Here is a 12,588-nt window from a genome sequence, read left to right as displayed (position 1 = left end):
GTGTTAACTTGGATTAAGTGGTTGGTTTTAAGCGTTATTGCAATAATCGCATTAGGAATAGGCGCGATTTACCTTTCCTTATACCTAAGTTTGCCCACGTTAGACGGTAATGCCAGTACTGAGCATATCCACACCAATACCCTGTTGTCTCGCGACGAGATGGGCCATGCCATTATTACTGCCCAAAATAAGCGCGACGCTGCCTACGCGTTGGGCTTTGCCCATGGGCAAGACAGGTTTTTTCAAATGGATTTACAACGCAGAACTGCATCGGGTGAATTGTCTGAATGGGTAGGAAGCGCCGCCCTTAATTTAGATAAAAAACACCGTTTCCATCAATTTTCTCAGCGCGCACAAAAGGTTTTCGACACCTTACCCGCCAGCCAGCAACAAGTGCTTATTCACTATGCCCATGGTGTTAACGCCGCCCTTGAAGAAATGACCGTAGCGCCCTTTGAATATTTGGCTGCTGGCGTAACGGTTCGCCACTGGCGACCTACCGACAGTATTTTAGTGGCCTATAGCATGTACTTAGACTTGCAAGGCGGACAAGTTGCTATAGACCTTGCCCGTACAGCGCTAAAAGGCACCTTTGGTGAGCCCTTATATCGCTTTGTTACCCAACCGAGCAACTATCAAGCGGCCTTAGATGGCAGTGAAATACCATTAAGTGACGACCCCATACCCGATTACCCGCGCTTACCAGAAGCCAAACAAGAAGATATGGCCAACGCCAACATAGCGGGTGAAACCCATTACGATGCTACCCCACCCCCAGATATTGGCAGTAACAACTGGGCGGTTAGCGGTAAACTTACTGCCACAGGAAGCGGCATGCTGGCCAATGACATGCACCTTGGTTTACGGGTGCCCATTATTTGGTATAGAACCCAATTAAACTATACCGACAAAGGCAAAGACGTACAGGTAACCGGCGTGTCCTTACCTGGCCTTCCTGGCGTTATCGTGGGCACTAACAATTATATCGCGTGGGGTTTTACCAACGCCAACTTAGATAACGTGGATTGGATAGCCCTTGATGACGACACCCCAACCACACAAGTAGAAGAAACAATTAACCTCGGGGATGGCACCACCACATTTACGTTACACACCAGTGAATTTGGCCCAGTAAAAACCATCAACAATCAGCGCTACGCCTTAAACTGGGTAGCACACCACCCCTTTGCCGTAAACTTGTCGGTCACCGACCTTGCCCTTGCTCGCAGCGTAGACGAAGCCATTAACATTGGAAAGCAAATTGCCATTCCAACACAAAATTTAGTCATGGTAGATGTTCAAGGCAATACAGCTTGGATGCCTGGCGGTGCGGTGATGGAAAGACGTAAAGCAAGTTTTACTGCCATTCCCCAATCAGCCGCCGAAAATCTCCAGCCCCGCAAAGCCACTACACTGCCGGTAGTTAAAAACCCCTCCAGTGACAGAATATGGACAGCAAACGCAAGGGTGATTAGCGCCAACGACCTTTCACGCTTAGGTGACGGAGGGTATGCACTAGGCGCAAGGGGAAGGCAAATTCGCGACCGCTTATTCGAAAAAGACACTTTTTCGGAAGAAGATTTTTACGCCATTCAATTAGATAACCACGCCCAGTTTTTAATTCCGTGGCACGACTTGCTTTCTGGCTTGCTTATTCAGCATGACATCGAGTTTAAAATGGACATTGCCTATTTGGGCAAATGGAAAGAATGTGCGTGCGAAGACTCAGTAGGCTATACCCTTGTTAAACACTTTAGACGCCAGGTAATACAAAAACTATTTGGCCGGCTTTTCTCTACACTCGACAGCCAAGGTGTGAATAGCCGTACCTTACTAAGAGGCATAGAACCCGCCGTATGGCAGCTTATTCACACGCAACCCAATGATTGGCTTCCTGACAACACCGACACCTTCGATGAACTGTTAGTAGATGCCTACAGAGAAGCAAAACACTCCCTTCTAGATACCTATTCCCCCAAAGAAGCCGACATGGAAACCCTAAGATGGGGCGCCGTCAACGCCTTAAAGGTAGAGCATCCCTTTGCCTCACAAATCCCCTTAGTAGGCAGCTTATTGAACATGGATGACGTCGAAGGGTTTGGCGATACTTATATGCCATCGGTACAAGCACCGGGGTTTGGTGCCTCTGAACGCTTCTTTGTTAGCCCTGGTCATTTAGACCGCGCCATTCTCACCTTACCCGGCGGGCAGTCTGGTAACCCGCTTTCGCCATTTTTCTCCCGTGGGTTTAACGATTACGCCACCCACGCCGCAACGCCGCTGCTACCCGGCGAGGTACTATATACCCGTCGCTGGTACAAAAAAGAAGAGTAACAGAGCAGTGAAAGAAAAAGAGGACAGTAAAAAATAATGACACCTGCCATCACACTGTTAAAAAAGAAAAAAGTACCCTTTGAAGTATTGCAATATAGCCACGACAGCAACGCCAGCAGTTATGGTTTAGAAGCGGCTGACAAGCTTAACCTTGACGCCAACAGTGTGTTTAAAACACTCGTGGTGGCAGACGACAATAACAAGCTAGCGGTAGCGCTAGTGCCGGTAAATACCAAACTAAGTGAAAAGAAACTAGCTAAAGCATTAAAGGTAAAAAAAACCGCCATGGCTAGCGCCGATGCGGTTATTGCGGCCACAGGGTATATTCTAGGTGGGGTTAGCCCCATAGGGCAGAAAAAACGTTTGCCCATGGTGATAGATGACAGTGCCAAGGCGTTAAATACCCTTTATGTTAGTGCAGGCAAACGGGGGCTAGAAGTAGCGCTATCACCGATAGATTTAGCCCAGATCACCGCAGCCAAGTTTGCCGCAATCGCCACCACCCAATCATAAACGGCTAATTCGACGTAGCCTGTGCTTGCCACTGAGTTTCCGCTTCTTTTAACGCAGTCTCACTGGGTGGTGTTTCACCAGAAAGTGTCTCTGCAATTTGACGTATTATGGCGTCACGCTTGGAAAGTAATGCTTCAGCGCGAGGGAACAAATCTTTCGCTTCCGGATACTTAGTTTTAAGCGATGCGATATCTTCCAAGGCATAATACCGTTGTTCAAACTCTTGGTTAAACAGCTGACGTTTCGCATTAAAAATAACATACTCGCGGGCGTGATTAGAGTGAAGGTAATCAATGTCTTGCTGCGACAGCGAGGCCGCCTTCCCTACTTCTACTGCTTGTGCTATCCAGCCATCAATAGCGGCGTAATCGTTATTTTCTACCGCTTGCTTTACACCGGCTTGTAAGTCAGAGGCGTGTAAAAGTTCCATCACCGTAATAAGCGGAACCTGCGCCGATTCATCTGCTTTGTTGTAAGCATGATTAGACAAAAAAACAAGCCAAGCCGCGGCGGCCAAAACTACAATAGAAAGCGCTACCAGTGCTTTTTTCACACTTCCCTCCATTTACTTAATAGGCGAAATAAAAATACAGATTCAAGGCGTCATCACAGAACGTGAAAAACCTAAATTGAGGAAACACAAAAAAGAGCGAGATCAGTCCCGCTCTTTTTTAGTCTTGTAACAACCAGCAGATTACTGGTCGACAGGCGAAGAGTTTTCTACACGACTCTTCAATTTTTGACCCGGGCGGAAAGTAACCACGCGGCGCGCTTTAATAGGAATGTCTTCACCGGTTTTAGGGTTCCGGCCCGGACGTTCGTTCTTATCGCGCAAGTCAAAATTGCCAAAACCTGACAGTTTTACTTGCTCACCAGCTTCTAGCGCGCCTTTAATCTCTTCGAAAAAAAGCTCGACGAGATCCTTTGCATCACGCTTGTTTATACCCAGTTTTTCGAATAGGTGTTCAGCCATCTCGGCTTTGGTCAATGCCATAGTTTACTCTCTTAACGCGGCCCCAAACTCAGATTCCAGACCTTTAACCACAATATCCACAGCCTGCTGAATTTCAGCATCTTCCAAGGTTTTTTCCGGATCTTGTAAATGAAGTGACAAAGCAAGACTCTTGTAACCAGGTTCAATTCCCTTGCCTTTGTACTCATCAAACAAGTTTAGGCCAACTAGTTGATTTACGCCAATTTTTTGTATGTAAGAAAGAACATTTCCTACACGCACTTCATCTTTGACCGTAATAGCAATATCACGGCGGTTAGATGGGAAGCGCGATACAGGTACCGCAGACGGCAACACTCGTGTTGTTATTGCATCTACTACTAGCTCAAACACAAACACTCGCCCGTTAACACCCAACATTTTTGAAAATTGTGGATGCACAGCACCAATATAGCCAACTTCTTCATCATTAAGCAAAACTTTTGCAGTCATTCCCGGATGCAACGCACTATGTGAAGCTGTTTCAAAGGTAAATTCACCGCTTTTACCCGTTAAAGACAGCAATGCTTCTACATCGGCTTTAGCATCAAAAAAGTCGACTGGGCTATCTTCCATATCCCAGTGCTCTTCGTTACGACGCCCTGCTACTACACCACCAATTACCTGCTGTTGCAATACTCCATTAGGTGTATCTGCTTGAGGTATAAAGCGTAATCCAGTTTCGAACAAACGTATACGGCTTTGCTGACGTTTTTGATTATACGCAGTAGCACCTAAAAGACCGGGCCACAAACTCACTCGCATTATCGACATATCGCTAGAAATTGGATGCGGTAACACTAACCCTTTCGATTCTGGGAAAAGCGCGTTTTGCACCTTGGGGTCGACAAACGAATAGGTAATGGCTTCATTGTAGCCGCGGCTTAGCAATAAAGACTTCAAATTATTGATATCAAGCTTAGCTTCTTGCGACGGCAACATGGCCAAGGTAGCTTTTGGCGCAACATTTGGAATGTTGTTGTATCCGTACACCCGCGCAATTTCTTCAATAAGATCTTCTTCAATGGCAATGTCAAAACGGTAACTCGGCGCAGTGGCTTCCCAACCTTCATTGGTTTCGGTTACCTGCAAACCTAAGCGTGTTAAGATTTCTGACACCTTCCCATCGTCAATGCTAATGCCCAAAACACGGCTTAAACGTTCACGACGTAATACCACTTTAGCCTGTTGGGGAAGCTTGTCTTCTGCAACAGCTTCAACCACAGGGCCAGCGTTGCCACCACAAATGTCAAGGATAAGTGCCGTAGCACGCTCCATGGCTTTAGCCTGTAGTAGCGGGTCTACACCACGCTCATAGCGGTGAGAAGCATCAGTATGCAAACCGTACTGGCGAGCACGGCCCATAATGGCATCGCGACTAAAGAACGCGCTTTCAAGTAAAATGTCTTGAGTTTCGGTAGTCACACCTGAGTGAAGCCCACCAAAAATACCCGCCATGGCTAATGCTTTATTATCGTCGGCAATCACCAAAGTGTTGCTTTCCAGCTTAGCTTCAGTTTCGTCGAGTAACGTAAGGGTTTCACCTTCGTTAGCCAAACGCACATTAATGTTGCCTTCAATGCTAGCCAAGTTAAACGCATGCATTGGCTGACCAAGTTCAAGAAGAACAAAGTTAGTAACATCCACAATAGGGTCGATACTGCGAATACCACAACGACGTAGCTTTTCAACAAGCCACAATGGCGACGCGGCGTTTACATTAACGCCTTTTACCACACGGCCTAAATAGCGTGGGCAGGCATCATCAGCGCTTAGCGTAATATTCAGCGTGTCATCAATCGTTGCGCTGACGGCTTCAACAACAGGCTCGCACACGTCTAGGTTGTTCAATACACCCACTTCACGGGCAAGACCACGAATACCTAAACAATCGGCACGGTTAGGAGTAAGGTCTACTTCAATGGTGTTGTCGTTTAGGCCAAGATATTCACGAATGTCCTCGCCTATTGGCGCATCAGCCGGTAATTCAATAATACCGTCGTGATCATCGCTGATACCTAGCTCAGAAAAACTACACAGCATGCCAAACGAAGGCTCGCCACGTAATTTCGCTTTTTTAATTTTAAAGTTGCCCGGTAACACGGCACCTACACAGGCTACCGCCACTTTAATACCCAAACGGCAATTAGGCGCGCCACAAACAATATCTAATAGCTCGTCGCCACCCACATTAATTTTTGTTACGCGAAGTTTGTCGGCATTAGGGTGCTGGCCACATTCAACCACTTCACCCACCAACACACCTGAGAACTCACCCGCTACAGGCTCTACCCCATCCACTTCAAGGCCAGCCATGCTCAACTGTTCAGACAGCGCATGCGCCGACAGCGACGGGTTAACCCACTCACGTAACCAATTTTCACTGAATTTCATGTGTACTCTCTGCCTTAGTTAAACTGCTTAAGGAAACGTAAATCGTTCTCAAAGAACGCACGTAAGTCATTCACGCCATAGCGCAACATGGTCAAACGCTCTACGCCCATACCAAAGGCAAAGCCAGTATACTGTTCAGGATCGATACCTACCGACTTCAATACATTGGGGTGAACCATGCCACAACCCAGTACTTCCAGCCACTGGCCGTTTTTACCCATCACATCCACTTCAGCAGAAGGTTCAGTAAACGGGAAATACGAAGGACGGAAGCGAATTTCTAACGATTCTTCGAAGAAGTGATGAAGGAAGTCGTGCAGAATACCTTTAAGATCAGTAAAGCTTACGTTTTTATCTACCATTAACCCTTCCACTTGGTGGAACATTGGCGTGTGGGTTTGATCGTAATCGTTACGATAAACACGCCCAGGGGAGATAATACGTAAAGGCGGTTTTTCCGCTTCCATAGTACGAATTTGAACACCAGAGGTTTGCGTACGAAGCATCATGTCTGGGTTAAAATAAAAAGTGTCGTGATCGGCACGGGCTGGGTGATTGGCTGGAATATTCAGCGCATCAAAGTTATGAAAGCCATCCTCAATTTCAGGCCCTGTTTTCACGGCAAAGCCTAGCTCACCAAAGAACGACTCAATACGCGCAATGGTTCTGCTTACAGGGTGTAAATTACCTGGGTTTTCAACACGGCCAGGTAAAGTGACATCCACCGCTTCTTCAGACAACTTACGGTTTAACTCTTCGTTACGTAAAAAGTCACCTTTTGCCGAAATAGCCTGCTGAATAACCTGTTTAGCTTGGTTAATTTTTTGACCAGCAGCAGGACGTTCTTCGTTAGATAACTTTCCTAACCCTTTAAGTAAGTCGGTAAGTTTACCTTTCTTACCCATGAATTCGACCCTAACCTGGTCTAGAGTGGCTGCATCTTGTGCAGCGTCAATCTGGCTTTGTGCCTGATTGATAATAGCGTCAAGCTCCATGTTTTCCTCAATTGACATGATGACTGGATAACCACGGCGAAACGGCACACGGCCTTAAAAGCGCCTAAATATGTGGTTTGCCTGATATAAAGGCAGTAGTTTACACGAGAGTGTGGCGAAACCGCTACCCTATATAGCTGATATTGGCAGATTTTGTTGATAAGGCTTAGTCTGTTGAAGGAAGTTATATATTTTCCCGCCTTTTTTTGTATTTTTCTTGTATTAAGGTATAAGGCCTTTTAATCTGACTCTAAGATTGGATGAAGTTTTCAGTTATACTTAGTACAGAGCGAGGAGCGGTTATCTTGTCAAATTTATTTACACCAGCAGACATCATTGGAATAATTGAACCAAAAAATCAATGAGTTACATCATGGCACGTATCGTGCTTTCTATTGTTAGGCAATTTTCCTAAATACGCAGGATTAAAGAAATGAGAAACTTAAAGCGCTTTTTATCGACCGCAATTCTAGGTCTCGGCTTGACGAGCTTTAATGCTAGTTCCGCTTTTATTAATTTTAACGACTACACAGCTTCAGGATTTGCTAACCAAGCAATATCTGGCACTGCAACTTCAAGTGCTGATGGTTCAACACTGACTTTAGAAGGAAACCTTTGGGTTTCTATTAGTGAATTGTTCAATATCACTGCTGATTCTACTTTATACTTTACAATGGAAGCGGCAGGAGTAGCGGCTGAATGGTACGGTATCGGGCTAGAGGACGACAACAGCATTACTGCGAGTACTATTTTTCAGTTGGGTGGTACAGAAAGTACCTCTGCAAACCAAATCTCAACATATACTTATGGTGACGGAGCAGTTGACTTCGTTATAGATGTTGGCTCCTCGTTTACAGGGGTTTTTGATAGGCTTTTGTTTATATTGGATGCGGACAACGTTTCTGGTGCTTCTGTATCATTTAGTAATGTTGAAATTTGTAACGATACTGTGAATTGTGAGTCCTTGTCATCTCCGTCGGTTTCAGTTTCCGCACCAGGTGCTCTAGGGTTGTTCACTCTATCTTGTATAGCTCTTGCGGTAAGAAGAAAACGTTTTATTGCTTAGTTACTTACGCTCTTTCAGAAAATAAAAAGCCATTGCACACGCAGTGGCTTTTAATATTCAGCTCTTATACCGCTCATTTGATAGCTTTTCATTTTTAAACAGAGCACATGAAAATGGACTTCTATATAATTCTATTTTTCATTCACCTCTTACTACTAGTTCAACTTTCACTCTTGATCAAAAAAGTCATACTGAGAAAATAGTGGGTTTCCAACAGATAATTGACATCCCCTCCACTCTGCCAGAACACTTACAAATATTAAATATGAGACCTGAAAAGACAACTTGTAAAATTAACTTAATTTTATGGGCAAGAAAATATTATTTTCTGCCACTTTAGTAGTAGACGGACGAATAAAAATCTGTGAAAGTAGTGTAATCGTCACTGACGACTGTTTTATTTCAATGTAAGTAAAGTCACTATTCCTTTATGGCTAAAAACGATACTTCTAATATTGACAAACCAAATATCAAGGCATCGAATTTTTTAAAATCGTAAATGAAACCATATAAAAAGAAACCTCTTTCATTAAGCCATTTAAATTAAATTCACGCAAAGAGGTAATAACTATTCCTATTCAAGCAAACTCAGGCGTAAGCATTAACATTTATTTAACCAAGAATAGGTGATGTGTATTTTTAGTCTAAAAAAATTTTTGCTCTTAAATTTATTTATTTTGGTTTATGTTTCAATACAATATTAATTTATTATTGATATCTTTTGATGTGGAATAACCCCGAACATGAGAAAAAGAATAATTACTCGAAAGGTGCCATATTATGAGTAATAGTAAGAGTTCCGCGCTTAGCTCCTCTGTGTGGACTATTGGTGTTAAAATGGTCGAGAGAATTTTCGCTCTCATTATCTATATATTCTTAGCCCGCTATCTAACTGTAGAAGAATTCGGCGCTGTTGCATTCGCGATGCTTTTTTTAGAGTTTATAACTGTCCTAATCGGTAGCGGGGTAAAAGACTATTTATTGACTAGAAAAGACGTAAATGACACCCTCATAAACACATGTGTATACTCCGTTTTTGGAATAACCCTTACTGTTTCTCTATTATTCTATCTGATTACTACTTTTATTTTTAGTGACAAATCAACTCTAATTCATAACGTTTTGCTAGCTCTTTTATTTTTACCATCAATTTCCTCTTTCAATATAGTTCAAACCTCTGTTCTTCAACATCGTAATCAATATAAAAGCCTATCTATTCGGAGCTTTATCGCGACACTTATATCAGGCTTGGTTGGTTTGTATTTTGCTTTCAAAGGTTACGGTGCATGGGCATTAGTTATCAATCAGTATTGTAGTGTAATTATAAATACTATTATCTTGCAATATATTGTTCGGTATCGTCCAAGACTCGAATTTTCGATACTTCAGTTCAAAGAATGCATCCAATTTTCACTCCCTCTACTAGGCGCTGAGATACTGAATTTTGGTGCTGCAAAAGTGATGGAACTATTTGTAACAATATTTCATGGTGTGGCAAATCTTGCCATACTGAATATCTCCAGAAAATTTACAAAGTTAATCCAACAATTATCCTTATCATCTATGCGTCCCGTAGTGTTAGGTTATGTTTCAAAATCGGACAATCAGAGTAGACAATTTTCAAAATTTGTTGGTTACATGACATTGTTCGTTTCACCAGTTCTCATCGGTGTAGGAGTTTATGCTGACTTCTATATTGCTTTTGTTTTTGGCGAGCAATGGAAACCTGCAACTGAAATAGTGGAAATACTTTCATTTTCAGCTCTAGCGCAATGCCTCACTTGGTATTTTGGATTAATTTTAATATCAAACCAAAAATCGAAACTTCTATTTAATCTAAATATCATCTTCACAGCTTTCTTCTTAATAACTGGAGTGTCTTCTTACAAATTTAGCTTTCATGACTACATAACCATCCAAGTTATCGCGATAAACATAATATCAACCGTAAAATTAATCTATTTAATTAGAAAGAAATATATCCAATTTGAAGACTTTAGAACATATATTATTCCTGCTATATTTAACTCTCTCATATTTAGCTTTTCTGCATACTTTAGCAGGACATTTATTTTAGATAGCGACAGCTTATATCATTGGTTGCCAAGCGTTTTATCAATAGCTTTTGCTGGAGCTGCATTCTTTTTTTCGCTATTTTTAACTCTGGCATTATTTAAGAGTATTAGAGAAGACTTTATTTTTATTCTTAATAAATTTCAATAGAAGAAGTAGTTAAACAGGCCTAACACAAAGGAAGTTAGAATACTATGATTAAAGTTTCAATATGTATGGCGTATTACAATCGTAGCGAATATGTTCTCGAATGCGTGAACTCTTTGCTTGAACAAAACTACGACGCTTTTGAAGTAATAGTAGTCAATGATGGCAGCAGCGACACTTTAACAAAGGAAAAGCTAAATTCAATTCAAAATTCGCGATTAAGGGTTGTCCATCAAAGTAATACAGGCTTTGTGGGAGCTATACGGAATGCTATATCCTTATCGCAAGGAGAGTATATTGCAATTCAAGGCGCAGGCGATGTTTCACTTCCCACCAGAATAGAAAAACAAGCCAATGTATTAGATAAAAACCCTGAAATAGGTATGGTAAGTTGCCTTTTCGAGAATGTTGACTTCGGCGGTGAGAAAAATGGCTTTCGCACTAAACGCAGCTACTCTAGGACTAACATAGATGCGACTGACTTTTTATCAGGTGCAAACCCATTCGGTCATGGTGAAGTCATGTTTAGAAAATCTATCTATGAAAAAGTTGGGGGTTATAGAACCTTTTTCAAATTTTCGCAAGATTTGGATCTCTGGCTAAGAATGATTGAACATTGCAAGGCAATTATCATTCCGGAGTATCTTTATGAACGCAGAAAGTTTATTAAAGATGGTGTATCTACGGATGAAAAAAAGTTATTTCTTCAAAAATATCTAGCTGAGTTTGCTCGACAATGCTATGTCGACCGAAAAATAGAAGGCAGTGATTTTATAGACCTTTACGGTATGCATGCTGGACTGTTTAAATCTCCAAACAAAGAGATTTCGAAGCTAATATCAAAGCGAATATTCAAAGCTTTGAAAGATGAAAACCCTTCATTGGTAAAATTTTATACCAGGTTTTCTAAATCAGAACCAAAAACTATAGGCTTGACTATTGCTTTGGCCTTAGCTGAAGTGAATAAATTTAAGCTAGGACAGAAGCTAATTGCAAAATCAATTCAACTCTATTTAAAAATTCGATAATAAAGATAGTATATTCCTCTCTATGAATTAACGTAATCTTCATACAAAACTACAGATAGAACATTAGAATGTTCTATCTGTATATTCATGTGCCTGTAAAACTTCGCCGTTTGGCCTAACGTACCTTACCTCACAATCCATCAAGAAACCTGTGTCTGTTTCGACTTTTTTCCTCGCTAAAGCAATTAGATACAATACATCATCGCTACTCGCACCACCTAAGTTCACAATAAAATTAGCATGTAGTGGGGAAATTTGAGCGTTGCCTTTTCGATAGCCCTTTAGGCCACTCTTCTCTATAGCAAAGCCAGGGGGACCAACAAAGTCATACATCTTTGGGTCCGATAAAAACACTGAACCACAGTTAGGAAGCTTTCGTGGAAACTTTTTCCTCCTGCTCGACAAAATATTCAACATAGACCGCCTAATGGTCGAAGGTCTTTCAGCGTGGAGTTTTAAATTCACGGCGGCAATTATGAGAGGCTTTCCTTGGAATGGGGACTTTCTATAAGAGTAGTTCATGTCTCTTAAATAATACTCTTCTCTTGTGCCCTCCTTAGTAAAAGCAATTACACTTTCTACATTTTCTAAAATCCCCCTCCGCTGACTCCCCCCATTCATGTAGACTAAGCCACCTATACGACCCGGTATCCCGCATGTATGCTCGATTCCAGATAACCCTTGCTTATAGCACCTAAAGGCCAATCCGGGAACCCAGACACCAGCTTCACAATATATCTTATTTTCAATACATTCAAATTTACTTAGGTTATTTCCCAACTTGATTAAGATGCCCTTGTAACCTAAGTCATCAAAAAGAATATTCGAAGTATCCCCTATAACTAAGCTAGGAATCGTCGGATAAGCGTGAGCGATCGATAAAGCATCTTGCAATTCTTCGAGATTTGATGGCGATATTACACATTCAGCTTTCCCTCCGATTTTCCAATAACTCAATGTATTCAGAGGAACTTGGAAGTTTACAAGATTAGAAAAACGCTTCACCAACTCAAGTACTAATTGCTCAGGAAGTCCCGTAGACATATT

10 protein-coding genes are annotated in these 12,588 nt (G+C 42.2%); 5 read left to right on the top strand and 5 right to left on the bottom strand.

Annotated features, from left to right (window positions below; translation table 11 throughout):
* Both EP13_RS07990 and ybaK read left to right on the top strand, forming a co-directional pair.
* A complete protein-coding gene (locus EP13_RS07990) occupies positions 1-2,334 on the top strand; it encodes a penicillin acylase family protein (protein ID WP_044056834.1) in 2,334 nt (777 codons plus the stop codon).
* Between the two features lie 36 nt (positions 2,335-2,370).
* Positions 2,371-2,847 (top strand): Cys-tRNA(Pro) deacylase, encoded by a 477-nt coding sequence (ybaK, locus tag EP13_RS07985; RefSeq protein WP_044056833.1) that lies wholly within the window; start codon positions 2,371-2,373, stop codon positions 2,845-2,847.
* 4 nt (positions 2,848-2,851) lie between these two features.
* Here the strand turns inward: ybaK and EP13_RS07980 are convergent, their stop codons facing one another.
* The 4 genes from EP13_RS07980 to pheS all read right to left on the bottom strand — a co-directional run bounded on the left by EP13_RS07980 (position 2,852) and on the right by pheS (position 7,227).
* Positions 2,852-3,400 (bottom strand): hypothetical protein, encoded by a 549-nt coding sequence (locus EP13_RS07980; protein ID WP_044056832.1) that lies wholly within the window; start codon positions 3,398-3,400, stop codon positions 2,852-2,854.
* Between the two features lie 141 nt (positions 3,401-3,541).
* Positions 3,542-3,841 (bottom strand): integration host factor subunit alpha, encoded by a 300-nt coding sequence (gene ihfA, locus EP13_RS07975; protein WP_044056831.1) that lies wholly within the window; start codon positions 3,839-3,841, stop codon positions 3,542-3,544.
* 3 nt (positions 3,842-3,844) lie between these two features.
* Positions 3,845-6,232 carry a phenylalanine--tRNA ligase subunit beta gene (gene pheT / locus EP13_RS07970; RefSeq protein WP_044056830.1) on the bottom strand — a complete coding sequence of 796 codons (2,388 nt, stop codon included), beginning with the start codon at positions 6,230-6,232 and terminating at the stop codon, positions 3,845-3,847.
* Between the two features lie 14 nt (positions 6,233-6,246).
* On the bottom strand, positions 6,247-7,227 hold the full coding sequence (pheS, locus tag EP13_RS07965; protein WP_044056829.1) for a phenylalanine--tRNA ligase subunit alpha: 981 nt from the start codon (positions 7,225-7,227) through the stop codon (positions 6,247-6,249).
* Positions 7,228-7,660: 433 nt separating this feature from the next.
* Between pheS and EP13_RS07960 the strand changes: the two genes are divergently transcribed.
* The 3 genes from EP13_RS07960 (at position 7,661) to EP13_RS07950 (ending at position 11,541) form a co-directional block, all read left to right on the top strand.
* Entirely contained in the window at positions 7,661-8,293 is a 633-nt protein-coding gene (locus tag EP13_RS07960; protein WP_044056828.1) for a hypothetical protein, read from the top strand.
* Between the two features lie 780 nt (positions 8,294-9,073).
* On the top strand, positions 9,074-10,516 hold the full coding sequence (locus tag EP13_RS07955) for an oligosaccharide flippase family protein (protein ID WP_044056827.1): 1,443 nt from the start codon (positions 9,074-9,076) through the stop codon (positions 10,514-10,516).
* Between the two features lie 44 nt (positions 10,517-10,560).
* Positions 10,561-11,541, top strand: a complete 981-nt coding sequence (locus EP13_RS07950; protein ID WP_052364328.1) for a glycosyltransferase family 2 protein — start codon at positions 10,561-10,563, stop codon at positions 11,539-11,541.
* 63 nt (positions 11,542-11,604) lie between these two features.
* Here EP13_RS07950 and murB read toward each other — a convergent pair whose 3' ends face one another.
* A complete protein-coding gene (gene murB, locus EP13_RS07945; RefSeq protein WP_044056826.1) occupies positions 11,605-12,585 on the bottom strand; it encodes a UDP-N-acetylmuramate dehydrogenase in 981 nt (326 codons plus the stop codon).
* Positions 12,586-12,588: the final 3 nt, after the last annotated feature.

The sequence above is a fragment of the Alteromonas australica genome (genome assembly GCF_000730385.1).
Lineage (GTDB): Bacteria > Pseudomonadota > Gammaproteobacteria > Enterobacterales > Alteromonadaceae > Alteromonas > Alteromonas australica.
This window is presented reverse-complemented; position numbering and strand designations above follow the sequence as displayed.